We start from the raw sequence: 26131 nt of genomic DNA on the forward strand, positions 1-26131 counted from the left end.
TTCAGCCGGTTAAAGCATTAATTTGAATATATCTAAAGCGAGGTGTTACAATGAAGTACTATGCAACAAGGCTTGTAAGATCCTTGTTAACATTGATTATTGTTGTTACTATAGTATTTTTGCTCATGCGTCTTATGCCTGTCGAAGGCTATTTCGGAACAAGCTTTGATAAGCTGGACGAGGCCCAGATAGAAGCAAAGCTGCAGAATCTGGGGCTTTTGGATCCATGGTATATACAATTAAAGAATTTTTACGGCGGTTTGCTGAAGGGAGATTTAGGCAAATCAATTACTTACAGACCGAGAGTAGATATAACAAAAATATTGGGAGATAAATTAATAACATCATTGCGCTTCGGGCTTGCATCATTGACGGTTTCATTGTTAGTGGGGCTTAGCTTAGGTGTTTTAATGGCCAGACATAAAGGTAAATTTTGGGATAAATTCGGAACATGCTATGTTGTGGGAGCTAACGCAGTACCTGCGGTAATTTATTACCTGCTGATTCAGGTGTTTTTTACGGACATATTTAATCTCCCTCTGCTTTACGAGAGATCAGATCCAAAGAGCTGGATACTTCCTGTTATATGCCTGTCTTTGGTCAATATTGCCTACTATGCAATGTGGATCAGGCGTTACATGGTCGATGAACTAAATAAGGATTACGTAAGGCTTGCCAGAGCAAAAGGTTTAAAAAGCAAAGAAATTATGGTAAGGCATGTAATGAGAAATGCATTTGTTCCAATGGCTCAATACCTGCCTGCATCAATTTTATATACCGTATCAGGCTCAATATATGTTGAATCGCTGTTTTCAATTCCAGGAACAGGAGGGCTTTTAGTTACTGCAATACAGAGACAGGATAACACCCTGGTTCAGGCGCTTGTTTTACTGTATTCATCTATAGGAATAGTAGGGCTGCTGCTTGGAGATATTTTGATGGCTACTTTTGATCCGAGAATAAAATTAGGAAGTGAAGGAGGGGCCAGATAATGACAAGAAAAAAGATAACTACTAAAATGGCGGAAAAAATAGATTCATCCTTATTTGAATTTGCTGATTACGATGAGTCCAAAAGCGAGTTGACCGGATATTCTAATTATTCATTTTGGAAGTCAACATTTCAGGTGTTCATGAAAAATAAAGTTGCTGTAATACTTTTAATATTAATTGCAGTTGTTGTTTTATTTACATTAATTCAGCCATACCTTCCAAATCAAAAAAGCCCTACTCAGATATATATTAATCCTGAAACAAACCTTCAGTACAGAAATGTTCAGCCTAATGCCGAGTTTTGGTTCGGCTCAAATTCAATAGGACAGGATTTATGGGCACGTATTTGGAGCGGAGCGAGGACATCGTTGTTCATAGGAGTTTCTGTGGGATTGTTTGAAGCATTTGTGGGAATAACAATAGGAGCACTCTGGGGGTATGTCAGGAAGTTAGATGCGATTATAACCGAAGTATACAATGTATGGGATAATATACCTACTACGGTTGTTCTAATAATTCTGACATACATTATGAAACCCAGTATACCTACAATTATTTTTGCAATGTGTATGACAGGATGGCTCCAGATGGCCAGGTTTGTAAGAAACCTTATAATAATTATAAGAGACAGAGAATATAATTTAGCATCAAGATGTCTTGGAACACCTACATCAAGAATAATTACTAAAAATTTACTGCCGTACTTAGTATCAGTTATTATGCTCAGAATGGCTTTGGCAATACCTGCGGCTATAGGCAATGAGGTGTTTCTTTCATACATCGGTATGGGGTTGCCGCTTGATGTTCCGTCGCTTGGAAATCTTGTAAATGAGGGAAGAGCTTTGGTTATGGACCCAAATCAAAGATATCAGCTGTTTTTTCCGGCTGCGGTTATATCTATTGTAACAATATCTTTCTATGTAATCGGCAATGTTTTTGCAGATTCAGCTGATCCGAGAAATCATGTTTAGGAGGCAGTATGGTGCGAAAATCTATTACAGATATAATAAACAGTGAAATCATTTTATCTGCCGAAAATTTAGTTATAAAATTTAACCTTCGGGGGCAAGAACTCACGGCAATAAGAGGAGCTTCTCTCGAACTCCACAAGGGTGAAAGCCTGGCAATAGTAGGTGAGTCAGGATCAGGGAAGTCGGTTTTCACAAAATCTTTTATGGGATTACTGGATTCTAACGGCAGAATTGAATCAGGTTCCATAATTTACAAAGGAAAAAATCTTGCCGAATATAAAACAGAGGACCAATGGATTAAAATAAGAGGAAAAGAAATAGCAATGGTATTTCAGGATCCAATGACATCGTTAAATCCTTTGAAGACTGTTGGTAAGCAGGTTCAGGAATCAATTGAGCTTCATCAAAACCTTAAGGGAGAGGAAGCTAGAAGGATTGCTATTGAAATTTTAAAAGATGTAGGAATATCGGATTCTGAAAGAAGATATAAGCAGTATCCCCATGAATTTTCAGGAGGAATGAGGCAGAGAGTTGTTATAGCCACAGCTGTTGCATGTAATCCAAATATATTAATATGCGATGAACCCACAACAGCTCTTGATGTTACTATTCAGGCTCAGATACTTCAATTGCTTAAAAATTTGCAGGACAAATATGACCTTACAATTATATATATAACCCATGATCTTGGAGTTGTCGCAAATGTTGCCGACAGAATAGCTGTTATGTATGCAGGAGATTTAATTGAGCTTGGCTCATCTGAAGAAGTATTTTTTGACCCAAAGCATCCATATACATGGGCACTTTTGTCATCGCTTCCGCAGCTGGGAGTTAAAGGAGAAGAATTGTATTCAATAAAAGGAACACCTCCTAATTTATTCAAGGAGATAAAAGGAGATGCATTTGCTCCGAGAAATCCCCATGCATTGAAAATAGATTTTGAAAAAAGACCTCCTTATTTTGAAGTAACGTCTACTCATAAAGCACGTACATGGCTTCTGGACCCGAGAGCCCCTAAGGTTGAACCTCCTCCTCTGATAAAGAAGATGAGGGAAATGTATGTGAAAAGAGGTGACGCAGTTGAATAATAAGGTAAAGCTTTTAGAGGTTAAAAATTTAAGTGTAGAGTTTGGTAAGGGAAATAAAAAGTTTGTTGCGGTTAATGATGTGAGCTTTAATATTTATAAGGGAGAAACTTTTGGACTTGTAGGCGAATCGGGATCAGGCAAGACTACCATAGGAAGGGCTGTTATCAGAATAAACTCCGCTGCAGCAGGAGAGATAATTTACAATGGAAAGAAGATAAGCGGACGAATTGATAAAGGGCTGGACAAAGAGCTTACAAGAAAAATTCAGATGATATTTCAAGATCCCATGGCTTCTCTTAATGAGAGGGCAAAGGTTGACTATATTGTTTCAGAGGGACTCTATAATTTAAATAACTACGGAACAGAAAAAGACAGAAAGAATAAGGTAGAGCAGGCACTGCTGGATGTTGGGCTGCTGCCGGAATTTGCCAGCAGATTTCCTCACGAATTTTCCGGGGGCCAAAGACAGCGTATAGGAATAGCAAGGGTACTTGTTATGGAGCCTGAGCTTGTAATAGCCGATGAACCTATATCTGCACTGGATGTTTCAATTCGTGCACAGGTAATAAACCTGCTTTCTAAGCTTCAAAAACAAAAAGGGTTGACATACTTGTTTATTGCACACGATTTATCTGTTGTCAGATTTATTTCTGACAGAATAGCAGTAATTCATAAGGGAAAAATAGTTGAATTAGCTGAAGCGGAGAAGCTGTTTGCAAACCCGCTTCACCCATATACAAAATCTCTTCTGTCGGCAATACCGACTCCTAATCCAAGAGTGGAAAGAAATAAAAAGCCTGAAGTATACAATCCCGGCAAAAACCATTATGATTATGACAAAAATCCACCAATATGGACAGAAATAGAATCCGAGCATTTTGTACTGGCAAACGGAAGAGAATTAGATGAATACAAAAAAATAATCCTACCAGCTTGATAATTATATTATTAATATAATATCATCCCAGCAACCCCTTAAATTATAAGGGATTTAGCTGAGGATGATTTTTTTGATGCTATTAAAAAAATATATTGACAGATTGTGTACTATTATGTATAATACAGTTACTGTACTAAGTGTATTAATACATATAGTACCATCTATGTAATTGGAGACTAAAATGAAACAGATCAATATAGTACTTACACAAACTAATACGGTTATTTCAAGGACATTAAGGGCAGTATCAAAAAAGCCTTACAATCATATTTCTATATCCTTTGACGATGACTGTAAAACAATGTTTAGCTTTGGAAGAAAGATAACATGGTTCCCGCTGATAGGAGGATTTGTAAAGGAGAATCCGGATAGCGGAGTATTTAAAATGCATCCTAATACAAAATGTAAAATATACAAGCTTGATGTTACAGATGCCGACTATAATATAATTCTTAGAAGGCTGGAGAAATTTTTATCTGAACCGGACAGTTTTAGATACAGTTTTTTAAACTTATTTTTAATTTATATGAATATACCTTTTCAAAGGCACTACTACTATGTTTGTTCAAGTTTTGTGACGTACTTGCTTTGGGGTATTGTACCATTCAATAAAGAAATATCTCTTGTGATACCTGATGACTACAATAACCTTGAGCTTAACGAAGTATATGAAGGAAAACTCATGGAATATGTTAATGGTAAACTGGCATGTAATAATATTTAAGGAGGTGTGAGATGATACAAATAGATAACAACAGCTCAAAGGCTTTGTATGAGCAAATATATGAAGAAATAAAAAGACTCATATTATCAAAAGCACTGAAATCTGATGAAAAACTGCCCTCAGTGAGAGAGCTGGCTTCTATGGTAAAAATCAATCCGAACACAATACAAAAAGCGTATAAGAGCTTAGAAGAAGACAATTATATTTATACTGTCAAAGGTAAAGGAAACTTTGTAAAAAATTCAGAAGAGCTAAGGAGTGTACATATAAAAATTATGGAAGAAAAATTGAGTGAAGCACTTAAAACCTTAAAAAGTATGGGCATGAGCGATGAGTATATAATTGAAATGGTTAAAAAGATGCTGAATCCGGACATGAAATAGGAGGTAGTATGTTAAAAATAGATAATCTAAGTAAAAAATTCGGAGATTTTCAAGTTTTAAGCAATATAAACATAAATGCTGAAAAAAGTCAGATATACGGGCTGGTTGGTTCCAATGGGTGCGGCAAAACAACTTTGCTTAAACATATAATGATGATTTACAGACAGGATAAAGGAAATATTTTTTATGATGATGTACAGGTGAAAGAAGATTCGGAAATTCTAAAGGATTTTTATTATGTGCAGGACAGTCTGTTTTTTCCGTATCAAAGCACACTTGGCAAGCTGTTTGAATATGAAAAACTTATGTACGATAGAATGTCAGAAGAAAAATTTAATGAGCTTGTAAGTTATTTTAATATTGATAAGAATAAAAGTCTGAATAAAATGTCCAAGGGTCAGAAAAAGCAGGCTGCTTTTGTTTTGGCCATTTCATCGAAACCGAGGCTTTTGCTTCTGGACGAAATAGTTGACGGGCTGGATGCCGTAATTAAGAGAAAGTTCTGGGATATTTTGATTAGGGAAGTAATAGACAACGAAATGACGGTTGTAATTTCGTCACATGATTTAAAAGAACTGGATAATATATGTGATAAAGTAGGCATAATGCATGAAGGGAAAATTTTAAGGGAAGAAAATCTTGAAAAAATGAAAGATGAAATAAAAAGAGTCCAGTTTGCTGTGGATGGCGAATTTGATGCGGCGGAATTTGCTGAATACAATATAATCAGGTCCGTTAAAATAGGCAGTATTAATATTTGTACATTGACCGGAGATGTGGACGAATTTGAGAAGAAACTGGAAAGTAAATTTAATGTTCTTTTATTTGATAAACTTTCAATGAGCCTTGAGGAGATATTTATTACAGAGCTGGGAGGTGCAGGTTATGGAACAGAAAAAAAATAATTTGTTCAGCAAACTGTTTTTGAACGCACTAAGCAACAAGAAAAATTGGTTCTTTCTGTCAACGGTAATAATTTTTGTTACAACAATGCTGATTCCATTTATATTGGGATCGGAGAAAGAGTTTTTTATATTTTTCGGTATATTTGAGATTTTTGTATTGCTGTTTGTTAATTGTCTGGTTGATAACAGCTTTTTGCACAATGATTCTAAGCTGGCATATTACAAATCAAAGCCTGCTTCATTTAGAGAGCAGATCTTAGTAAACGTAGCAATAAATTTGATTTTTGCTGCATACATGCTCCTTTTGATTGTTTTGTCAGTAGTCTTCCAAGGACTGGATTACGAGATATTAGAATCTTTTAAACTCATAATTCCATGGCTTTCTACGGGAATATTTTTGGTTTCCTTATCTTCAATACTGGCAGGAAATACTTTGGTTGCAGGGGCAATGACAATATTTAACTTTGCTTTGCCGGGTATAATTTATCTTATAATTCAGTTTATGTTTTCTATATTGGAAAATATAGTTGCCGGGTTCAGCGCAAGAGTTCTTATGAATTACTTCGTAGACTCCTTTTACAAGCTGGAATACATATACTTTGCAGAATATGCTGACAAACCGGTAGATTATATATATTTTCTGTTGCTTGGAATTATACTTGTGGGCATAACACTTTTAATATTTAAGATGTTAAGTAGAAGAAAAAATGAAAACACCGGTAATTTTATAGTGTTTGACGGCTATAAGTACTTTGTATCAGTGCTTGCGTGTTTAATAGTTCCGGCGTTTTTCTCGTTTACATCTTTAAATGAAAATATAATGAACGCAATTATAGTTTCATTGCTCATGGCAGCTCTGACATATTATCTTATAATTGCTGTTATAGAAAAATCTTTTAGAGTTTCAAAGCTTTCTTTAAAAGTATTTGCAGTAAGCATGGTTGTCTTTATCGCCTTGACCGGAGGAACGGTCTTATTTGCCAATCAATACAAAGAAGCCGTTCCTGAAGCAGAGGACGTACGAGCTGTTTATATAGGGAATTCTACATGGGCTCACAAAGAGATAGTGAAATACATGGAGGATGGCGAGTTAAGTGACAGTGATATTTCTGATATATGGAAAAAACAATATGTAATATTGTTTTCAGACAAGGAGAATATTCAGGTTGCAATTGACCTTCATAAGGAAATTCTTGCAAATCAGAATTACAACAAGGATAATTCCTATATGAGTAATATAGTAATAGCATATTATATGAATGACGGCAAATACCTTGTCAGAGATTATAAGATTCAAGATGGTGCAGATGAGGATAATAAAGCAAAAGACGAAATTGCGTATAGGCTGTTAAATTCACAGGAATTAAAAGCTAAAAAGTATTTCTACTTGTATGATGAAAAATATTACTCAGGAAATAAATATGATATAGATGTTGAAATAAGTAAATACGGAATAAATTCAGAAAGTTTTTCTGCAGATATTAGTATAGAGGATATACGTCCGTATCTGATTGAGGATATTGATGGGCAGATCATGGATGTGAAAAATTCATTTACGGCAATGACTGATTACAATTATGAGAAAGACATATCAAGCAAAGAAAGAGAATACTATTTGGAAATAACCGTAGAAGAAAATAACAATGATGAAGACTTAAAACCTTTTATCTATAACATTGAACTAAGTGACGATTTTGAAAAAACAACAGAATACCTGAATATAAAATAAAAAACGGGACGATCTGAGGATCGTCCTTGGTTTTTGAGTTTAGTATGTTTTTGTTGGAGAATATACAGTTGCAGATTCTACGAAATTTCCTGATGAATCATAAACTTTACCTATTACGTAAAGTCTGTATGTTCCACTTGAGACAGCTCTAAGCTTTGTATTTTCACAAGTGTATGCACCTTCTTTTGACCAAGTTGCTATGGTGCTCCAACTGCCAGAATTTGATTTTTGAAGTTTCATAGTTAATTCGCATGAACCGTCACTCGATCTATGTGACATATTAGCTTTGCATTCAGCTATACCTAGGCTATCAATATCAAGCCCTGAGGCTATGCTCATTAAGCTAATGTACCTTGGAGAAATTTCTCCTGAAGTGATTTCATTAACTGTAGCAAATGACTGCACTCCCATCGATAATAAAATAGACATTACGATAATTAAGCTTAGTATTTTTTTCATTTTATTCTCCTTTGTTTTATGATAATTTATATATAAGACAATATAAAATGATAAAATGTAACATTATTTTTAATTTTTCTACGTTTTTTTACTTATACAATAATTTAAAAGGAAACCAATTATCTTATAGATTCGGCTATTTTTATTAATTCTTCGTTAGTTAAGAGGTCATCATTGCTATTAATTACAACTAAGTTTTCATGAAATTTAAAAATTAATGTAATAAAACCAGACTTTCTGTAAATATAACTGTTTTTGTTTTTAATATTTACATTGTATTTTTTGCAGTTTTCGGTATCTATGTTAAATGAAAATGCATTATCGTAATGAGAAATATAGATATAATTATTTTCGTAATTATAATAGGTTAATGTATAAAAACTACCAGATTTATATTTATCGCTTTCAATATATCTTTCAGGAATATACTCTACTGTAATCTCCTCAAGATGCTCAACCTCTTCCTCAGGCGTAAAGGTAGCGTGTGTATCGAAATTTTCTATATAAAAATTTAAGACTTTTTCTCTGAAAGCATCAACAGTGACAAAGGGAATTATAAAACCGGACAACAATATTAAAACAAATGCGGCAGCTTTGAACATTATGCTTTTAAACTTCTTCTTTCTTGCTATTCTGGCGCTGTCCTTACCTAGATGATTATTAATCAGGGCATATATTTTTTTATCCAGCTCATCCTGATTGGGATTAATAATTGATTCGTCTTTTTCAAACATGTCATACAGTTCGTTGTCTTTTTCAGCCAGTGATATGGCAGCTTTTTTAATAAGAAAATCAAAATCATAATTATTGAAATCGCTTTCATTCATTGCACTGTTCACCGCCTTTCAATCTTTGCTTCAGCATATTTACAGCCCTTTGTTTGTATACCCTAATACTTTTTACATTTATATCCAAAGCAGTTGCTATTTCTTCGTAAGAAAGTTCATCATATCCATACCGATATTGTAAAATCGATTTATACGGCTCAGGCATATGTTTCAGTGCTTCTTCAATTTCTGAACCGTAGATTTCTTCGATAATGTCACCATCATTGCTGTGGTAGGCATGTTCAGGTACGCGGCTAAGGTCAACATTTAATTTTTCTTTTTTGACATAATTAATGTAGTTATTCTTGATCATACTCATTAAATATGACTTTATTTTGTAGATATGAATTTTTTGTATCATTTCTATACATTCAACAACCTTGAGAAACGTTGTTGACACAAGATCATTTGCGATATCAGGGCTTTTAGACAGGGTAAAAGCATATTTCCAAAGGGTTTTATTGTACTTTTTATATAAAAATACTGCATATTCGTAATTAGTCATTTCTAAATCGGATTCTTCTGCATCCGATACTGCTAATAAGAAAAACATAGATTATCCTCTCCTGCGGCTGATAAAGCAATTATAACATATTTTGGACAAAGATATACATAATAATTTAAATTTTAGTTAATATTTAATAAAAAAATGCTTGACAAGCTGTTTTGAGGCCTGTATTATTGTAATAATTTAAAATTAATTTCAATGAAGGAGATATGTATGTAATTACCGGCTTGAAGAGAGCTGCTGGTTGGTGTGAAGCGGCAGGCGGATTATATATAAATCACTCCCGAGAACTTTTCTGAAAATAAGTAGGAAAAGCGGCAGACCCCGTTAGAAGGTCTCATTTATTATAATGTAAAGAGAGGTGCTTTTGGCACAATTAAGGTGGTACCGCGGGTTTTCTCGTCCTTTGAGAGAACCTGCTTTTTGTTTGCCAAAAGTAGGAGGAGAATGATATGAAAAAAGAAAATCTAGCAAGTTACACACTTAGTCAGCATGGCGAAGAAATAATACGGGCTTCGAAAAATCTTAAAGGAATTATTCAGAAGACAGATGTTATTTACAGTGAATTTTTTAGCCGCGAGTATGGAAACAATGTTTACATTAAGCCTGAAAATTTGCAGCTTACAGGTTCATTTAAGATAAGAGGAGCGTATAATAAAATATTTGGTTTGAGTGAAGAGGAAAAAAAGAGGGGAATAATAGCTGCTTCTGCCGGAAATCATGCTCAGGGTGTGGCTTTTTCAGCTCAAAAGCTAAATATATCTTCTGTAATAGTAATGCCTAAAATAACTCCTTTAATTAAGATTGCATCCACAAGATCATATGGTTCGGAAGTGTTTCTTCACGGAAATGTTTATGACGAGTCCTATAAAAAAGCGGTTGAAATGTCCTTGGAAAATGGATATACATTTATCCATCCATTTGATGATTACGGTGTTATATACGGACAAGGGACAGTAGGCCTTGAAATACTTCGTGAGTTGAAGGACACAAATGCAATTCTTGTTCCGGTGGGAGGCGGAGGTCTTATTAGCGGAATTGCTCTTATTGCAAAGAGCATTAATCCAAAGATCAAAGTGATAGGAGTGGAACCGGTTGGTGCTATGGCTATGAAGCTTTCGTTGGAAAAAGGCAGTGTTTTTGAAATCGACTCCTGCAGCACAAATGCTGAAGGGGTGGCTGTTAAACGTCCTGGTAACATCACATATGACATAACAAGCAAATATGTAGATAATATTATATCTGTTACGGAAGAAGATATTACGGAGGCATTGCTCTTGCTGGTTGAAAAACATAAGCTCATATGTGAAACTTCGGCTGTGCTCACTGTTGCAGCATTAAAAAAACTTAACATTAAAAATAAAAATGTTGTAAGTGTGCTTAGCGGAGGTAATATAGATGTGCTTACCATATCTTCATTAATTAATAAAGGATTGGTCTCCAGAGGAAGGATCTTTTGCTTTTCTGTAGATTTACCGGATATACCGGGGCAGCTTATGAAAATTTCAAGAATTATTGCCGAATTAAACGGTAACGTAATAAAGCTTGATCATAACCAGTTTAAGGCAAGTGACAGATTCACAAAGGTTCAGCTTGAAATAACAGTAGAGACAACTGGAAACGAGCATATACAAAAAATAATCGCCAGTCTTGCGAAGGAAGGATTTTCTGTCAGAAAGGTGTATTAAGTTTTTTGTTTAATGAGATTGTTTTTTACAATTTAAAAATTATTAATAAATTTTTAAAAAATGTTACGTTTTTGGACTATGAATTGTCTATATAATAAAGGGATAAATAATTAGGGGGAATATCCCTTTCGATAACATTTGATGCCAAGGGGGAAGCATCAGGTGTAAAATACTGAACAGCAGGTATTGAACAGCTGAAAAGTTGTCGGCGCAGGTATGTTGGAGGCAAAGTGTGCGGGGAATCATGCTTAACAGGGGAATTCTTTAAGCTGTAACATGTAATTGGAATTTTTGATGCAATGGCAGTTAAAAGGGGTATTGGAACAAGCTTTAATAAATTCATATAACTCTTCCGGAGGCAGCGCAAAATTTTATAACTGTACTGTCTCCGGAGAATATTTTATATACTTACATTGCTCCCAATACGCTGAACAATAACAACAGGGGGAAGCTGAGTCCTAGCTATTGCAATATTATCGTTGCACACTATTTTTACGGGGTTGTTTTCATCAACAACTATAATATTTCTTGCTGTTACGTCCGTAAGCTGTACGGATTTTACTTGTGAGGCAGAAATAACTATATCGCCAAGGACCACAACATTCTTTATATAAACATTGCCTGTTCCAACGGAATCTAAAATATTCAGGTCGCCTACTACGACCGCACTTGAATAGGTTTCTTCATAATTTGTTATATTAAAGCCTCTCTCAATATTTTCATTATCAATTATTTCATAAATTATTTTAACTGCTTCTGCACGTGTCAACGCTTTTGCAGGTAGGTACAGCCCTTCGGGATATCCCAAGATATATCCCTTGTTGTAAACTGAATTAACACTTGGTTTTGCCCATTCCTGTATTGTTCCATAGTCAGAAAGCAATGCAGCACCGTCACCGTAGGCTTCTCCGGTTGTTATGGCAGAGCTTACAACTTTTGCGACCTCTTCTCTTTTTATAGGGTTGTTCGGCCTGAAGGTGTTGTTTTCATAGCCTGAGAAAAATCCTGATGCAATTGATTTTTGAACTTCTTCGTAAAACCATTCATTATTGCTTACATCAGAAAATCCAAGATCAGTTGTTTTTTCTGTATGCATGGCGCTGTTTAATAATTTTGAAAATTCTGCTCGTGTAATTGTTCTGTCAGGTTTGAATGTTCCGTCTTCGTATCCTGAAACAAACCCAAGATTAACAGCCTTTTCAATCCAGTCTTTTGCCCAGTGGTCTTCTATATCGGAAAAAGCAGCTTTTGGCTTTGCTTCATCATTTATAGTATCCGTTTTCGGTTCTTCTGCTTCAGTATCTAAATTTTCAATGGTTGTGTTTTTTTCTTCCGTAGTTTCTGTATCAGTTATAGCATCAAGCACACCGGCATAAGCAAATGAATTAATGCTTAATATAAGGCACAGACCGGTAACGGATATTTTTTTTATTATTTCTTTCAATTTGTCCTCCTTTTAGACTTTGTGTACTAACGTCACAAATTATAATGCTTCAATTAATCAGACGTGTTTTTAAGACAAAATGTTCCCTGTTTCGTATCTCAATTATAGAATTGTCCTGATAAAAAGTAAATAGGTAATAAAAGACATATGTATGTATTGACTTATGAGCAAAAAATAAATTATAATAGTATAAATGATGTAAGGAAATCGCTGGATGGATGAATTATTTATGAAAGAAGCCTTGAAGGAGGCTCAAAAAGCTTATGATATCAATGAGGTTCCAATAGGAGCCGTAATAGTTCGGGATGGTGAAATAGTAGGAAGAGGCTACAACCAGAAAGAAACGCTTAAAGATGCAACTTTGCATGCAGAGATAGCAGCAATCAAAGAAGCTTGCAGAAAATTGGGAGGCTGGAGGCTGCCCGGGTGCACTATGTACGTTACGCTGGAGCCATGCTCCATGTGCGCTGGTGCTCTTGTAAACGCAAGAATTGAGAAGCTTGTTATAGGCGCTGCAGACTTAAAAACAGGAGCTTGCGGCTCCGTGTTGAATATAGCTCAAACAGATAAGCTGAATCATCAGATAGATGTGAAATTCGGGATTATGGAGGACAGTTGTTCAGATATTCTGAAGAAATTTTTTTCTGAGCTTAGAATATCAAAAAAATCTAAGGAGAGAGCCATGGTTAAATATCCGGTACTTGAAATTAATGTTGACAAACTCAGGGCTAACACAAAAATTGTTACAAAACTCTGCGGCAGCAGCGGTATTGAGGTTGCCGGGATAGTAAAAGTGTTTGGAGGAATCATTCCGGGCGTTCGCGCTATGATTGAAGGTGGGTGCAGGCAAATCGGAAGTTCCAGAATTGAGCAGCTTAAGCAAATAAAAATCCAGGGAATTGAAATTCCTTTGCTTCTTGTGAGAATCCCTATGCTGTGCGAAATAGAGGATGTTGTAAGATACAGCGATATATGCCTTGTTTCTGAGGAGAAAATGTTAACAGCATTAAACAAAGAAGCAGAAAGACAAAATAAAAAATATGGCGTAGTGCTAATGTATGATCTGGGAGATTTGAGGGAAGGCGTATTTACACGAAATGAACTTACTGAGCTGGCAAAGATGACGGAAAATAAATTGGATAGTCTTGTTTTGGAAGGTGTTGGAACAAATCTGAGCTGCTACGGATCGGTGGCACCAACAAATAAAAATCTATTAGAGCTTGCTGAAGCTGCGGCAGAAATTGAAAAAATAATCGGAAGAGAACTGCATATTGTTTCAGGAGGTGGAACTACCACACTTCCTCTTTTGGTCAAAGGTGAAGTCCCAGAAAAAATAAACCATCTTCGCTTAGGTGAAGGAATTATAAATACTCAGGATCTTCCACTTTATTGGAATACAAATATAGAAGGACTTGATAAAGATACATTTATATTAAAGGCTCAGATAATAGAGCTAAACGAAAAGCCTACACACCCTATTGGAGAGCTGACAGTTAACGCTTTTGGAGAGCAGGCTTACTACGAAGATAGAGGTATCCGAAAAAGGGCAATAATTGCATTGGGCAACCAAGATGTTGGAGATTCGTCAAAGCTCGTGCCGAAGGACAAGGATATAATTGTAATGGGCGCAAGCAGCGACCACACAATTTTGGATATACACGATTGCAAGAGAGAATATAAACTGGGCGATGTTGTGGAATTCAATGTATTATATCAGGCGATGTTGTTTACATCACTGTCTGAATATATATGTAAAAAAATAATCAGCAACGATTAAATTATTATTGGAGGAGGAAATTATGCCTATTATTCAAGTTGAAATGCTAAAAGGAAGAACTGTGGAGCAGAAAAGGGCTCTTGCTGAAAGGGTAACTCAGGCAGTTATGGAAACGGCTAATTGCCCGAAAGAAGCTGTAAAGATTATAATAAGAGAAATGGAATTTGAGAATTACGCCCAGGGAGGAGTGCTTAAGTGCGACGATAAATAGCATTGGGGCGATTAATTTTTTGAATAACATAAAAGGGTGCTATAATTTTCAAGATGACAGTGTCATTAATTTGAAAAATATAAGCCCTTTTTACATATAAGTATAAAGGAGTTTTTATGAAATTAATATCATGGAATGTCAACGGGTTAAGAGCATGCGTGAACAAAGGATTTATGGATTCATTTAAGGAACTGGATGCAGATATTTTCTGTCTGCAAGAGATAAAACTTCAGGAAGGACAAATTGAGCTTGAATTAGAAGGATACCATGATTTTTGGAATTATGCCGAAAAGAAAGGTTATTCGGGAACAGCGGTATTAACGCGGGAACAGCCGTTGTCTGAGGCGTATGGAATCGGTATAGGGGAACATGATAACGAAGGAAGGGTTATAACTCTTGAATTTGATAAATTTTACTTGGTTAATGTATATACGCCAAATTCTAAAAGAGCCCTTGAAAGGCTTGAGTACAGGATGAAATGGGAGGATGATTTCAGAAATTACCTTCTTAAGCTCAATGAGCATAAGCCTGTAGTAATGTGCGGAGATTTAAATGTTGCACATAAGGAAATAGATTTAAAAAATCCTAAAACAAACAAAAAAAGTGCCGGATTCACAAATGAAGAAAGAAGCAAGATGACGGAACTGATTGAAGCAGGGTTTATTGATACATTTAGATATTTTTATCCTGACAAGGAGGAAGCATACTCATGGTGGTCTAATTTTGCCAAGTCAAGAGAAAGGAACGTAGGCTGGAGAATTGACTACTTTATAACATCAAAAGAGTTTGAAAATGAACTTTTAGATGCATTCATATACCCTGAATACTATGGAAGCGACCATTGTCCTGTGGGCCTGCTCATAAAATAAACACGAAGTTTATTTACTAATAAATTAAAAATAGTATTTATTATTACGAAAATTAATAAAAAAAAATTATTGCTTATTCTTTAGTTTCTGCTATAATAAAAATGTAAAATGATATGAAATTGAATATGCGCATCAATATAATAGGGATAATATGGTTCCGTAGTTTCTACCAAACAACCGTAAATTGTTTGACTATTGATTTTTTGTATTTGAATTTTATTTATATGATGCGTCTGAATTAACAGGCGCATTTTGTGTTTTATACACTAAATTTTACGAAAGATATAAAAAGCAAACGTCTATTTCTTGCTTTTTAAATATTAAAAAAATTAGGAGAATAAAATGAAAAAATTTCTTAGCATTATTTTATCACTTGTAATGATCTTTTCACTTGCAGCGTGCGCTCAGAAGCCTGCGGCTGAGGAACCTCAATCGGAAGCACCGGCATCAGAGGGAACTGAACAGAGCGGTTCTGGATTATTTCCTGCAATAGCAAAGGAAGATATAAAAGTGGCAGTTATCCATATAGGAAACCCTGCTGACGGATCTGGCTATACATACGCTCATGACCAGGGAATAGTTGGAATGCAGGAAGCACTGGGACTTGATGACAGCCAAATTATTCGCAAGAACAATGTAAATGATACTGATCCTACTGCTACGGAGACGGCAATACTTGAAGCAATAGAAGAAGGAGCTAACATTATTTTTGGTACAAGCTGGGGTTACATGGACATAATGGAAGCTTTAGCAGAAGAATATCCTGAAGTGATTTTTTCACATGGTACAGGATACAAGAGCAACGATACAAACTTTAATAATTATTTCGGAAGAATTTATCAGGCAAGATATTTAACAGGTATTGCTGCAGGCTTAAAAACAGAGAGCAATTTAGTAGGATATGTTGCGGCAATGGGACAGCAAAACTCTGAGGTTACAGGCGGAATTGATGCATTTGCAATGGGAGTGTACTCAGTAAACCCTGATGCAAAAGTATATGTAAAGGTAACTAACAGCTGGTATTCGCCTGAGGAAGAGACTAATGCAGCAAAAGCGTTGCTTGCTGAAGGTTGCGATGTTATTGCACAGCACTGCGATACTCCTAACCCTCAACTTGAAGCTGAAAAAGCTGGTAAGTGGGGAATCGGTTATAACTCAGACATGTCTAAGGATGCTCCTAAAGCAACAATTACATCTGCAGTTTGGGATTGGTCTGCATATTATACTACAGCCGTTGAAAATGTTATAAACGGAACATGGACAAATGAAAATTACTTTGGAGGAATGGAAGAAGGACTGGTTGGTATTTCTCCACTTAATGAAAGTGTAGTTGCAGAAGGAACAGCTGATGCAATTGCTGAAGCAGAACAATCAATTCTTGACGGAAGCTTCAATATCTTTGACGGAGTTATTGAAACAAATGACGGAAGTACTGTTGGAGAAGAAGGCAAGACATTGGACGATGCAACAATTACCGGAGGAATTAACTGGTATTTTAAAACAGTGGAAGTTAAATAATTAATTAAATCCTCTTATTTTCTGTCATTCTGAACAAGAGGTGCAATTATTATATTGCACCTCCTCAGAATGACATTATAATTTATTGCAATTGTCTTGTATTAAAAATATACCGGACATAGATGGGAGTAAACTAATGTCAAACGAATCAAATTATGCTATAGAGCTTAATGGCATTTCAAAAGTGTTCGGCAATGTGGTTGCCAATGACAACATAAATTTAAATATTAAATACGGAGAAATTTTGGCTTTGCTTGGAGAAAACGGATCCGGAAAAACAACTCTGATGAATATGCTGGCAGGTATATACTATCCAGATGCAGGGTCCGTATCAATTGCGGGAAATGAGGCTGCAATCGGATCTCCAAAAGATGCCATAGATTATGGAATAGGAATGATTCATCAGCATTTTAAGCTGGTTGAGATTTTTAATGCTATGGATAATATAGTGTTGGGCACTGATGGAAGGTATGAAAAACCAAAATTACTAAAAGATAAAATTCTAAACATAAGCAATAAATTCGGACTTGAAATTGAACCTGAGAAAAAAATCTACAATATGTCTGTAAGTGAAAAGCAGACTGTGGAAATAATGAAGGTACTATACAGAGGGGCAAAGATTCTTATACTGGATGAACCGACAGCGGTTTTGACTCCTCAGGAAACTGAAAAGCTGTTTACTATCCTTCGTAAAATGAAGGAACAGGGAAGTGCAATAATAATTATTACTCATAAGCTTCATGAGGTCTTAAATATAAGCGATCGTGTCGCAATATTGAGGAAGGGAAAACTTGTTGATACGGTTGAAACTAAAAAAACAAATGAGAACAAGCTTACAGAGCTTATGGTCGGCAGGCCTGTCAGTCTTAAAATAAAGCGGCCTGAAACAACAAACAACAAGACTGTTCTTAATGTTGTGGAGCTGTCGGTAGAAAACGCCGACGGTACGTTAGCAATAAAAGATGTAAACTTTAAACTTAAAAGTGGAGAAATCCTGGGCGTAGCAGGAATAGCGGGAAGTGGTCAAAAGGAACTGTGCGAGGCTATTGCCGGCCTGGTTAAAATAAAAAGCGGAGCAGTGCTCTGTCATAAGGAAAATATTATAGGCAAGACGCCTGATGAAATTATTAAATTAGGAATAAGCATGAGCTTTGTGCCTGAGGACAGGCTTGGAATGGGGCTCGTTGGTTCCATGGGAATGGTAGAAAACATCATGCTTAAATCTTATAAAAACAACAAAGGCCTTTTCATAGATAAAAAACCGGCAAAAAAACTTTCAGAAGAATTAGTTGAAAAATTGGATATAGTAACTCAAAATATTTATATGCCGGTCAGAATGATGTCTGGCGGAAATGTGCAAAAAGTATTGCTTGGAAGAGAGATTGAATCAAATCCAAATGTACTTATAACTGCATATCCTGTGAGAGGGCTTGATATCAATTCTTCATATGTTATATATGACCTTCTTAACGAGCAAAAGAAAAAAGATGTAGCTATTTTATTTATCGGAGAGGATCTTGATGTTTTATTGGAGCTTTCTGACAGAATAATGGTACTGTGTCACGGAAAAGTTCAAGGGATTGTGGATGCAAAAACAACTACAAAGGAAGAAATCGGACTTATGATGACAGGAATGAATTTAACAGGGGGCGGCCATAATGAATAAAGCAAAAATTAGAGAACCTTTATTTCGTACCGTGAAAAGGGCAGAACGTTCAAAGGCGGAGATATTAAGACTCAGAATTATGGCATTTATATTGGCTCTGGCTGCAGGAGGATTGTTTATACTGTGCCTTGGGTTTAATCCTGTAGAGCTTTACGGTACCATTGTATCAGGTGCTTTTAGAAGCAAAATGGCAATACAGGCAACTGTTAAAATTATGATTCCGCTGCTGATTACCTCTCTTGGAGTTATACTGGCATTTAAAATGAGATTCTGGAACATCGGAGCAGAGGGACAAATAATAATGGGTGCGGTATTTTCATCATATTTTGCATTGTTTTACAGTAATTTACCTCACTTTGCGCTCCTTGCTTTAATGTTTGTTGCAGGAGCTATTGGAGGAGGTTTGTGGGGGGCAATTCCAGCATATTTTAAAACGAAATTTAATACTAACGAAACATTGTTTACACTGATGCTGAATTATATAGCTTTGCATGTTATATCATACCTTCGCGACGGCCCGTGGAAGGACCCAGGCTCGTCAGGGTTCCCGAAAATTGCGCGGTTTGCTTCAAATGCTCAAATTGATAAGGTGTTGGGAGTGCAGTTCGGATGGATAATAGCCCTGATACTTGTGGTGGTTGTTTTCGTATATATGAGATATACCAAACATGGATACGAAATAAGTGTTGTGGGAGAAAGCCAATCAACTGCACAGTATGCGGGAATGAATGTCAAAAAGGTAGTTATCAGAACGATGCTAATAAGCGGAGGAATATGTGGACTGTCAGGTGTGATTCAGTCTGCCGGTTCTGACATGACACTGGCTTCTTCTGTTGCCGGCGGAGTAGGGTTTACAGCAATAATAGTTGCGTGGCTGGCTAATTTAAATCCTCTGGGAATATTTCTTGTTTCATTTTTGTTCAGCATTCTTGAAAAGGGAAGCAGCGTAATGCAGTCAACCTACGGATTATCCACATACTCTGCTGCAGTATTGCAGGGAATAATATTGTTCTTTATTTTAGGAAGTGAATTTTTCATAAGGTATAAATTTGCATTGGGACAAAGATACAAAGGAGGGGCTAAGTAATGAACTTATTCATAAATTTTTTAATTGCCGCAGTATTTGCGGGAACGCCTCTTTTGTTCGGTACTATAGGAGAAATCTTGAATGAAAAGGCAGGACATTTGAATCTCGGTGTTGAAGGAATGATGATGATGGGAGCCTGCGCCGGATTTATGGCGGGATATATGAGTGACAGCCTGTTTATTGCACTTATAGCGGCGTTTATGGCAGGGATGTTGGGAGCTTTAATATATGCTGTACTGACCATAACTTTTATGGCAGATCAAAATGTTACAGGGCTTACTCTAACCATATTTGGAACAGGAATTTCGAATTTTGCAGGAGAGTATATGATAGTGAATTCACATACGACTTCACTTAAGCTTCCAGCACAGATTACAATGCAGCTTAACAATTTAAACATACCGGGGTTAAGCGACTTGCCAGTTTTAGGGAAGCTGCTGTTCAACTATAATCCTTTTGTATATTTGGGAATTGTGGTAGCAATTATTTGTGGTTTGTATTTAAATCACACTAAGTCCGGTCTCAACATGAGAGCCATAGGTGAGAATCCTGCAGCGGCGGATGCTGCCGGAATAAAAGTTACGAAGCTTAAGTATATTAATGTGCTTCTGGGCGGAGGAATATGTGGAATAGGAGGAGCATACTGCTCAATGATTATCAACGGAGGAGTGTGGATGAGCAACAGTGTTAACGGCCTTGGCTGGATAGCAGTAGCGCTTGTTATATTTGCTTCGTGGAGCCCTGTAAAAGCAATCTTTGGTTCGTTTATTTTTGGAGCGTTCAATGTTCTAAAATATTATTTTCCAAAAACAATAATTACAATACCAAATGCATTTTACGATATGCTTCCATTTGTAATAACTGCCCTTGTTCTTGTAATAACATCAATTAAAAAATCAAAAGAAAACTCTCAACCTGCCGGCTGCGGAGTGAACTATTACAGAGAAGAAAGATAAATATAATAAATTTTATATGAATTTAAGTGACCTGCCGCATCATTCTCAGACAGTAAAGTATTTCTATATTTAAGAAACTTTAGTTTTGTATCGGAATGATGCGGAGGTCTTTTTTATTTGCAGCTGGGTACATGATGTACAGAATATATTTATGTGCGTTAAATACAATGTATAAAACGGGATTTAAAACAAAAACTAGAAAATGAAGTATGAAGGAGGTATTATGAGGAAGGTATATTTAACGGTTTTATTGACTTTTACACTTTTTTTTGCAAGCTGCAGCATGGCTGGGGGTGTTTCTGAAATTGAAATAATTAATTTAAAAAACGGTGAAAAAACATCTGTTTCCGGTGACAGCGAAATTGCAAAGACAATTTTAAAGGCGGTAAAATCAAAAGATAAGGATTACGATGAAGCAGAAGATTTAATATCCTACGAGCTTATTATAAACAAAGCTTCCGGTGCCGATTATTATAATATACATTTTGATTTAAACAACGAAGAGGCATATATTTCACATGACGAAAGCACATACAAAATTGATGACAAAACAGCATCTGAATTATTTTTAGATGAAAACTTTGCTTACACATACATAGCATCCACATTGTATAATTCTTTTTTGGATTATAATGAAAGCAGGTTAAATCCTAACATTAAGTATGATTGGACATACAAAGATATTGATGGGATATTTGCAAAGAAAAAAGGAGAGATAAGAGGAGATATAAACACAAGTCCCGTAAAAATAGGGGCAAATGATGAGCTGGACATTGCTTATGAAAAGGTTCCGGACAGTCAGGTGGTTCGTGTATATTCTCAGGGAAATATTATAAGCACAGGTACAGATATACAAAGTGCTGTTAGCAGCCTTACTGATGACGGAGAATATACAGTTGAAAGTCATGCTCAGTGGCTGCAGAAGGAGGGCTCAGAATTTTACGGAAGTCAGACGTTAAGCTTTACTGTTGATGTAGACAATCCAGCAAGTATAGAGATTGTTACAAAGGAAAATTACCCGGGGAATATTCTGCTTGTCTATATTCAAAATTTAAATGGTGATGAAAAATTATCCTTATCGACAGAAGCCGTAAAAACAGAGACGGAAATGTACAGCTACAAGGAAAAAAGTATATTCATCTGCCCCATTGATCTATATGCTCAGCCGGGAGAATATGATGTTAATGTTGATATAGTAGGAAAGGCAGGGGATGCTTATACTATTTCAAAGAGCTTTACTGTAATAAGTAAATCTTTTAAAACTCAGTATCTTACGGTCTCTGACGATATGAACGATACAAATAATGATGATACTGCAATCTATGAGTTTTTACAGCTTGTCAAGCCTGCGAGAACAGAGTCTGCTTCGGAAAAGCTTTGGGAGGGTACATTTATTATGCCTGTTGAAGGAGAGCTCACGACCGATTTTGCCGAAATAAGGTATGTGAACAACGAACAGTCTTCATCAAGACATTCGGGGATTGATATCGCTGCTCCTTTGGGAACTGAGGTAAAGGCTCCCAACAGCGGAATTGTAACATTTGCAATGGAAGGGCTTTTGTCTCCGGGAAACACAGTTGTAATTGATCACGGTATGGGAATTTTTACATCTTATTATCATTTTGATACCATTGCAGTTAAAAAAGGGCAGAAAGTATCAAAAGGAGATATTATAGGGACAGTGGGTACGACTGGATTTTCAACAGGCCCGCACCTTCATTATGCAGTAAGCATTTATAATACTTATGTTAATCCATACCAGGTGCTTAGCGGAATAATAGATTAATAATTGTTTACCTTTACTGAATTGTGGTATATACTTAATACAAGTAAATTAATTAGGAGGCGCTATGGATTTTATAGGTTGGGCGTGGCTTGTGGTAATTGCTGCGTGCGTAATTATTGAAGCTTCCACAATGGGTCTTACAACTATTTGGTTTGCTATTGGAGCCTTAGTTGCATGGTTTGTTTATTTAATGAATTTTGACCTTCATGTACAGATCGTGGTTTTTTTGATTGTGTCTTTTGCAAGTCTGCTTCTTACAAGGCCTATAGCTGTTAAAAAGCTGCAGGTAGGTAAAACCAGGACTAATATTGACAGCTTAATCGGAGAGACGGCAAAGGTGGAATCAACAATAAGCAACATAAACGGTGAAGGCCATGTAAAACTAAAGGGACAAATATGGTCTGCAAGATCGATGGATGATGAAATAATTGAAAAAGACGAACTTGTAGTCGTAAAAGAAATAGTAGGAACAAAAGTTATAGTAAAAAGAAAATAGCAGGAGGTAAAGAATGGGATTTATAGGTACAATAATTTTAGTTGTTATTGTTATAGCATTGATTGCAACAAATATCAGAATAGTGCCGCAGGCACATGCTTTTGTGGTAGAGCGCCTTGGCGCATACCAAACAACATGGAGTGTAGGGATACACGTAAAGATGCCATTACTAGATAAAATTGCAAAAAAAGTTATATTGAAAGAGCAGGTTATTGACTTTGCTCCTCAACCGGTTATTACAAAGGATAATGTTACGATGCAGATTGATACTGTAGTGTTTTTTCAGATAACAGATCCAAAATTCTATACTTACGGTGTAGATAGGCCTATGTCGGCAATAGAAAATCTCTCAGCAACCACATTGAGAAATATAATAGGAGATCTGGAGCTTGATCAAACTTTGACATCCAGAGAGATAATAAATACAAAAATGCGTCAGGTTTTGGATGATGCCACAGACCCATGGGGCATTAAAATAAACCGTGTTGAGGTTAAAAATATTATTCCTCCAAAAGAAATTCAGAATGCCATGGAAAAGCAGATGAAAGCAGAGAGAGAAAAAAGGGAATCTATACTTATCGCCGAAGGACAAAAAAATGCTGCTATTCTGGTTTCACAGGGTAAAAAGGAATCACTTATACTTGAAGCTGAAGCAGAGAAGCAAGCTGCCATATTAAAAGCAGAGGCTAAAAAGGAAGCTTCAATAAGAGAAGCCGAAGGTGAAGCTGAAGCAATTCTGAACATTCAGAAGGCAACGGCAGAGGGCTTGAAGATGATAAAGGGTGTACAACTTGACAAGGAAGTTTTAACGTTAAAGAGCTTTGAAGCATTTGAAAAGGCTGCAAACGGTAATGCAACAAAAATTATCGTGCCATCTGAGATTCAGGGGCTGGCCGGACTTGCAAGTGCACTAAGCGAAGTAAGTAAGGAAAAGTAAGTAAAATAAAATGCGTCCAAGTAGACGCATTTATTTTATTTGAAAATATCTTTTGAAAAGGTAATTCTGTTTCTGGTTTGTATAAATTTATCTGATATAACTGCCTGAACAACCAATACAACGCCAATAGCGGAAATAATATCTCCCACACTGACAATAATCCAGTTTCCGATAGTTATTATGTTTCCTAAAAAATGTAATGATGCACCATCGGCAGGAGTAAAGAACAATATCTTTCCGCTGATTAAAAGGTCATGCATTTCAGTTCCGTACAGTCTTGCTGCTGCATCTGCAGCCAGTGGAAATTTAAATCGGTTTGCTAAAAAAACCAGTAAATTAAGGCCTAATCCAACCAAGGGTATAACCATAAATTTCATGCTGATATTTGAAATTAAAAACAATGCTGATAAAATATAAGCCAATAAAAGGAAGACGGAATATAACGATGAATTATAATCAAAGAGGCCAAGATTCATAACTATAATCGCAAGATATAAGAGTGCTGCTATGTATATAAAAGGTTTTCCGCTAAAACTCACATAATTCAGCCTTGAAATTTTTCCTCTTCGTATTAAACCCACAACTATTCCCAAAATTAAGGCTTCAAGAAACATTTTTACCTCCGTTTTTATAAATTAATTTAATTCTACAATATATGTGTAAATATATCAACTTTTTATTGAAAAAGTTTAGTTTATTTAAAGAAAAACATAATAAAATAGCTTGAAACGTTCAATAATAAATGAATATTGACTGGTTATAATAAGTATGTTATTATTTTTGTAATATTTTAAATTACTTGGGAGGTTCTTACAGTGCTAGAAGAAGGCTCGATATGGAGTCCAATAATGTTACAGGTAATTCTGATTCTTGTAAATGCGATTTTTGCATCTGCCGAAATAGCGGTTATATCTATGAATGATAACAGAATGGCAAAAATGGCACTTGAGGGAGACAAGCGCGCTATTAAGCTTACAAAGCTGACTTTACAGCCATCTTATTTCCTTTCTGTAATACAGGTTGGAATTACATTGGCCGGGTTTTTTGGAAGCGCATTTGCGGCAGATAACTTTGCCAGCAGATTGACAAATTTGCTTTTGAGAATGGGTGTAAATTTACCGGCTTCAACATTAAACACATTGTCAGTTGTTATAATCACCTTGATTTTATCTTACTTTACGCTTGTATTCGGTGAGCTTGTACCGAAAAGAGTCGGAATGAAGAATGCGGAGAAACTTGCTTTACTTATGTCAGGGATGCTATTTTCCATATCTAAGTTTTTTTCGCCTCTTGTTTGGCTGTTAACTGCTTCAACTAACGGAGTATTAAGGCTTATCGGTATAGATCCGAATTCTGAAGATGAAGAAGTTACAGAAGAGGATATAAGAATGATGGTTGATGTTGGGAGTGAAAAAGGCTCCATTAATGCCAACGAAAAAGAAATGATTCAAAATGTATTTGAATTTGATAATAAAACAGCTGAAGAAGTAATGACACACAGAACCGAAGTAGATATTTTATGGCTTGATGAAACTGATGAAGAGTGGGCGCAAAAAATTACAAAGAGCAGGCATACAAGGTATCCTGTTTGCGATGGGAGTGCTGACAACATTATAGGTGTCGCTAATGTAAAGGATTATTTCAGATTAGCAGACAAATCCAGGGAAAATGTTATGGACAAAGCTGTTAAAGCAGCTTACTATGTACCTGAAACTGTTAGGACAGACGTACTGTTTCAGAACATGAAAAAGACTAGGAATCATTTTGCGGTTGTATTTGATGAATATGGAGGGATGAGTGGGGTTATTACAATGAATGACCTTTTGGAGCAGATAGTTGGAAACTTTGATGATGATTATTTAAACCCAGAACCTCCGTCAATAGAAAAACTAGATAATGACACATGGAAAATAAAGGGATCTGCTTACTTGGAGGATGTTTCAAAGCAACTTGGAATAAGGCTTCCAGATGAGGATTTTGACACTTTTGGAGGACTAGTGTTCGGCGTGCTTGGAATAATTCCCGAAGATGGGAGCACAATGGAGCTTGACGAATACGGGCTCAAAATAAAGGTTACTGAAATTAAGGGAAGAAGGCTTGAAACTGCAATAGTATATAAATCTCCGGATTCTACCGACTATGAAGATTGATTGAAATTTTCAAGTTAAAC

The 26131-nt window shown here is 36.0% G+C and carries 26 protein-coding genes, 1 riboswitch and 1 other annotated feature; of the genes, 20 read left to right on the forward strand and 6 right to left on the reverse strand.

Annotation, left to right across the window (positions count from 1 at the left end; all coding sequences use genetic code 11):
- Positions 1-50: 50 nt before the first annotated feature.
- From ACS3UD_RS13640 to ACS3UD_RS13675, 8 genes are all read left to right on the forward strand, one after another.
- Positions 51-992 (forward strand): ABC transporter permease, encoded by a 942-nt coding sequence (locus ACS3UD_RS13640; RefSeq protein ID WP_308139091.1) that lies wholly within the window; start codon positions 51-53, stop codon positions 990-992.
- Positions 992-1963 carry an ABC transporter permease gene (locus ACS3UD_RS13645; protein WP_308139090.1) on the forward strand — a complete coding sequence of 324 codons (972 nt, stop codon included), beginning with the start codon at positions 992-994 and terminating at the stop codon, positions 1961-1963. Before ACS3UD_RS13640 ends, ACS3UD_RS13645 begins: the two co-directional genes overlap by 1 nt.
- An 8-nt stretch (positions 1964-1971) precedes the next feature.
- Positions 1972-3051 (forward strand): ABC transporter ATP-binding protein, encoded by a 1080-nt coding sequence (locus tag ACS3UD_RS13650; RefSeq protein WP_308139089.1) that lies wholly within the window; start codon positions 1972-1974, stop codon positions 3049-3051.
- Positions 3044-3988: an ATP-binding cassette domain-containing protein gene (locus tag ACS3UD_RS13655; protein ID WP_308139088.1), complete on the forward strand. Its 945-nt coding sequence runs from the start codon at positions 3044-3046 to the stop codon at positions 3986-3988. The genes ACS3UD_RS13650 and ACS3UD_RS13655 overlap by 8 nt, the downstream gene beginning before the upstream one ends.
- A gap of 184 nt (positions 3989-4172) precedes the next feature.
- A complete protein-coding gene (locus ACS3UD_RS13660) occupies positions 4173-4715 on the forward strand; it encodes a hypothetical protein (protein WP_308139087.1) in 543 nt (180 codons plus the stop codon).
- A gap of 11 nt (positions 4716-4726) precedes the next feature.
- A complete protein-coding gene (locus ACS3UD_RS13665) occupies positions 4727-5098 on the forward strand; it encodes a GntR family transcriptional regulator (RefSeq protein ID WP_308139086.1) in 372 nt (123 codons plus the stop codon).
- Positions 5099-5106: 8 nt separating this feature from the next.
- A complete protein-coding gene (locus ACS3UD_RS13670; RefSeq protein WP_308139085.1) occupies positions 5107-6003 on the forward strand; it encodes an ABC transporter ATP-binding protein in 897 nt (298 codons plus the stop codon).
- Positions 5984-7732, forward strand: coding sequence for a hypothetical protein (locus tag ACS3UD_RS13675; protein ID WP_308139084.1), 1749 nt, complete (start codon positions 5984-5986; stop codon positions 7730-7732). The genes ACS3UD_RS13670 and ACS3UD_RS13675 overlap by 20 nt, the downstream gene beginning before the upstream one ends.
- A gap of 39 nt (positions 7733-7771) precedes the next feature.
- On the opposite strand, the gene ACS3UD_RS13680 is transcribed toward ACS3UD_RS13675, so the two are convergent.
- The 3 genes from ACS3UD_RS13680 to ACS3UD_RS13690 form a co-directional block, all read right to left on the reverse strand.
- On the reverse strand, positions 7772-8191 hold the full coding sequence (locus ACS3UD_RS13680) for a hypothetical protein (RefSeq protein ID WP_308139083.1): 420 nt from the start codon (positions 8189-8191) through the stop codon (positions 7772-7774).
- Positions 8192-8310: 119 nt separating this feature from the next.
- Positions 8311-9018, reverse strand: coding sequence for a DUF4367 domain-containing protein (locus ACS3UD_RS13685; protein ID WP_308139082.1), 708 nt, complete (start codon positions 9016-9018; stop codon positions 8311-8313).
- Entirely contained in the window at positions 9011-9571 is a 561-nt protein-coding gene (locus ACS3UD_RS13690; RefSeq protein ID WP_308139081.1) for an RNA polymerase sigma factor, read from the reverse strand. Before ACS3UD_RS13690 ends, ACS3UD_RS13685 begins: the two co-directional genes overlap by 8 nt.
- Positions 9572-9715: 144 nt before the next feature.
- Positions 9716-9936: a binding site (T-box leader), on the forward strand.
- 42 nt (positions 9937-9978) lie between these two features.
- Here ACS3UD_RS13690 and ilvA point away from each other — a divergent pair.
- The gene (gene ilvA, locus ACS3UD_RS13695) at positions 9979-11214 is read left to right on the forward strand and encodes a threonine ammonia-lyase (RefSeq protein WP_308139080.1); all 1236 of its coding nucleotides are present in this window, start codon (positions 9979-9981) and stop codon (positions 11212-11214) included.
- 76 nt (positions 11215-11290) lie between these two features.
- Here the strand turns inward: ilvA and ACS3UD_RS13700 are convergent, their stop codons facing one another.
- Positions 11291-11557 (reverse strand): hypothetical protein, encoded by a 267-nt coding sequence (locus ACS3UD_RS13700; RefSeq protein WP_308139079.1) that lies wholly within the window; start codon positions 11555-11557, stop codon positions 11291-11293.
- Between the two features lie 57 nt (positions 11558-11614).
- The gene (locus ACS3UD_RS13705) at positions 11615-12658 is read right to left on the reverse strand and encodes an S-layer homology domain-containing protein (protein ID WP_308139078.1); all 1044 of its coding nucleotides are present in this window, start codon (positions 12656-12658) and stop codon (positions 11615-11617) included.
- A 214-nt stretch (positions 12659-12872) separates the two neighbouring features.
- Between ACS3UD_RS13705 and tadA the strand changes: the two genes are divergently transcribed.
- From tadA to ACS3UD_RS13755, 10 genes are all read left to right on the forward strand, one after another.
- Positions 12873-14435 carry a tRNA adenosine(34) deaminase TadA gene (gene tadA / locus ACS3UD_RS13710; protein WP_308139077.1) on the forward strand — a complete coding sequence of 521 codons (1563 nt, stop codon included), beginning with the start codon at positions 12873-12875 and terminating at the stop codon, positions 14433-14435.
- Positions 14436-14457: 22 nt separating this feature from the next.
- Positions 14458-14646, forward strand: a complete 189-nt coding sequence (locus tag ACS3UD_RS13715) for a 4-oxalocrotonate tautomerase (RefSeq protein ID WP_213926021.1) — start codon at positions 14458-14460, stop codon at positions 14644-14646.
- Between the two features lie 116 nt (positions 14647-14762).
- Entirely contained in the window at positions 14763-15515 is a 753-nt protein-coding gene (locus tag ACS3UD_RS13720; protein WP_308139076.1) for an exodeoxyribonuclease III, read from the forward strand.
- A gap of 113 nt (positions 15516-15628) precedes the next feature.
- Positions 15629-15730: riboswitch (purine riboswitch) on the forward strand.
- A 127-nt stretch (positions 15731-15857) separates the two neighbouring features.
- Positions 15858-17033 carry a BMP family ABC transporter substrate-binding protein gene (locus tag ACS3UD_RS13725; protein ID WP_308139075.1) on the forward strand — a complete coding sequence of 392 codons (1176 nt, stop codon included), beginning with the start codon at positions 15858-15860 and terminating at the stop codon, positions 17031-17033.
- Between the two features lie 136 nt (positions 17034-17169).
- Positions 17170-18699, forward strand: coding sequence for an ABC transporter ATP-binding protein (locus ACS3UD_RS13730; RefSeq protein WP_308139074.1), 1530 nt, complete (start codon positions 17170-17172; stop codon positions 18697-18699).
- Positions 18692-19786: an ABC transporter permease gene (locus ACS3UD_RS13735; protein ID WP_308139073.1), complete on the forward strand. Its 1095-nt coding sequence runs from the start codon at positions 18692-18694 to the stop codon at positions 19784-19786. The genes ACS3UD_RS13730 and ACS3UD_RS13735 overlap by 8 nt, the downstream gene beginning before the upstream one ends.
- Positions 19786-20742, forward strand: a complete 957-nt coding sequence (locus tag ACS3UD_RS13740; protein WP_308139072.1) for an ABC transporter permease — start codon at positions 19786-19788, stop codon at positions 20740-20742. Before ACS3UD_RS13735 ends, ACS3UD_RS13740 begins: the two co-directional genes overlap by 1 nt.
- Before the next feature lie 223 nt (positions 20743-20965).
- On the forward strand, positions 20966-22528 hold the full coding sequence (locus ACS3UD_RS13745) for a M23 family metallopeptidase (protein WP_308139071.1): 1563 nt from the start codon (positions 20966-20968) through the stop codon (positions 22526-22528).
- Between the two features lie 64 nt (positions 22529-22592).
- Positions 22593-23024: an NfeD family protein gene (locus ACS3UD_RS13750; protein ID WP_308139070.1), complete on the forward strand. Its 432-nt coding sequence runs from the start codon at positions 22593-22595 to the stop codon at positions 23022-23024.
- A gap of 13 nt (positions 23025-23037) precedes the next feature.
- Entirely contained in the window at positions 23038-23961 is a 924-nt protein-coding gene (locus ACS3UD_RS13755) for an SPFH domain-containing protein (protein ID WP_308139069.1), read from the forward strand.
- 35 nt (positions 23962-23996) lie between these two features.
- Here the strand turns inward: ACS3UD_RS13755 and ACS3UD_RS13760 are convergent, their stop codons facing one another.
- Positions 23997-24575 (reverse strand): DUF5317 family protein, encoded by a 579-nt coding sequence (locus ACS3UD_RS13760; RefSeq protein ID WP_308139068.1) that lies wholly within the window; start codon positions 24573-24575, stop codon positions 23997-23999.
- A 234-nt stretch (positions 24576-24809) separates the two neighbouring features.
- Between ACS3UD_RS13760 and ACS3UD_RS13765 the strand changes: the two genes are divergently transcribed.
- Positions 24810-26111, forward strand: a complete 1302-nt coding sequence (locus ACS3UD_RS13765; RefSeq protein ID WP_308139067.1) for a hemolysin family protein — start codon at positions 24810-24812, stop codon at positions 26109-26111.
- The last annotated feature ends 20 nt before the right edge of the window (positions 26112-26131 follow it).

Source organism: Sedimentibacter sp. LTW-03 (assembly GCF_052059825.1).
Lineage (GTDB): Bacteria > Bacillota > Clostridia > Tissierellales > Sedimentibacteraceae > Sedimentibacter.

What these genes read in the sequence shown, in the direction of transcription:
- ACS3UD_RS13640 (WP_308139091.1), top strand. Translation starts at nt 51, where the DNA reads ATGAAGTACTATGCAACAAGGCTTGTAAGATCCTTGTTAACATTGATT.
- ACS3UD_RS13645 (WP_308139090.1), top strand. Translation starts at nt 992, where the DNA reads ATGACAAGAAAAAAGATAACTACTAAAATGGCGGAAAAAATAGATTCA.
- ACS3UD_RS13650 (WP_308139089.1), top strand. Translation starts at nt 1,972, where the DNA reads ATGGTGCGAAAATCTATTACAGATATAATAAACAGTGAAATCATTTTA.
- ACS3UD_RS13660 (WP_308139087.1), top strand. Translation starts at nt 4,173, where the DNA reads ATGAAACAGATCAATATAGTACTTACACAAACTAATACGGTTATTTCA.
- ACS3UD_RS13665 (WP_308139086.1), top strand. Translation starts at nt 4,727, where the DNA reads ATGATACAAATAGATAACAACAGCTCAAAGGCTTTGTATGAGCAAATA.
- ACS3UD_RS13670 (WP_308139085.1), top strand. Translation starts at nt 5,107, where the DNA reads ATGTTAAAAATAGATAATCTAAGTAAAAAATTCGGAGATTTTCAAGTT.
- ACS3UD_RS13675 (WP_308139084.1), top strand. Translation starts at nt 5,984, where the DNA reads ATGGAACAGAAAAAAAATAATTTGTTCAGCAAACTGTTTTTGAACGCA.
- ACS3UD_RS13680 (WP_308139083.1), bottom strand. Translation starts at nt 8,191, where the DNA reads ATGAAAAAAATACTAAGCTTAATTATCGTAATGTCTATTTTATTATCG.
- ACS3UD_RS13685 (WP_308139082.1), bottom strand. Translation starts at nt 9,018, where the DNA reads ATGAATGAAAGCGATTTCAATAATTATGATTTTGATTTTCTTATTAAA.
- ACS3UD_RS13690 (WP_308139081.1), bottom strand. Translation starts at nt 9,571, where the DNA reads ATGTTTTTCTTATTAGCAGTATCGGATGCAGAAGAATCCGATTTAGAA.
- ilvA (WP_308139080.1), top strand. Translation starts at nt 9,979, where the DNA reads ATGAAAAAAGAAAATCTAGCAAGTTACACACTTAGTCAGCATGGCGAA.
- ACS3UD_RS13700 (WP_308139079.1), bottom strand. Translation starts at nt 11,557, where the DNA reads ATGAATTTATTAAAGCTTGTTCCAATACCCCTTTTAACTGCCATTGCA.
- tadA (WP_308139077.1), top strand. Translation starts at nt 12,873, where the DNA reads ATGGATGAATTATTTATGAAAGAAGCCTTGAAGGAGGCTCAAAAAGCT.
- ACS3UD_RS13715 (WP_213926021.1), top strand. Translation starts at nt 14,458, where the DNA reads ATGCCTATTATTCAAGTTGAAATGCTAAAAGGAAGAACTGTGGAGCAG.
- ACS3UD_RS13720 (WP_308139076.1), top strand. Translation starts at nt 14,763, where the DNA reads ATGAAATTAATATCATGGAATGTCAACGGGTTAAGAGCATGCGTGAAC.
- ACS3UD_RS13725 (WP_308139075.1), top strand. Translation starts at nt 15,858, where the DNA reads ATGAAAAAATTTCTTAGCATTATTTTATCACTTGTAATGATCTTTTCA.
- ACS3UD_RS13730 (WP_308139074.1), top strand. Translation starts at nt 17,170, where the DNA reads ATGTCAAACGAATCAAATTATGCTATAGAGCTTAATGGCATTTCAAAA.
- ACS3UD_RS13735 (WP_308139073.1), top strand. Translation starts at nt 18,692, where the DNA reads ATGAATAAAGCAAAAATTAGAGAACCTTTATTTCGTACCGTGAAAAGG.
- ACS3UD_RS13740 (WP_308139072.1), top strand. Translation starts at nt 19,786, where the DNA reads ATGAACTTATTCATAAATTTTTTAATTGCCGCAGTATTTGCGGGAACG.
- ACS3UD_RS13745 (WP_308139071.1), top strand. Translation starts at nt 20,966, where the DNA reads ATGAGGAAGGTATATTTAACGGTTTTATTGACTTTTACACTTTTTTTT.
- ACS3UD_RS13750 (WP_308139070.1), top strand. Translation starts at nt 22,593, where the DNA reads ATGGATTTTATAGGTTGGGCGTGGCTTGTGGTAATTGCTGCGTGCGTA.
- ACS3UD_RS13755 (WP_308139069.1), top strand. Translation starts at nt 23,038, where the DNA reads ATGGGATTTATAGGTACAATAATTTTAGTTGTTATTGTTATAGCATTG.
- ACS3UD_RS13760 (WP_308139068.1), bottom strand. Translation starts at nt 24,575, where the DNA reads ATGTTTCTTGAAGCCTTAATTTTGGGAATAGTTGTGGGTTTAATACGA.
- ACS3UD_RS13765 (WP_308139067.1), top strand. Translation starts at nt 24,810, where the DNA reads ATGTTACAGGTAATTCTGATTCTTGTAAATGCGATTTTTGCATCTGCC.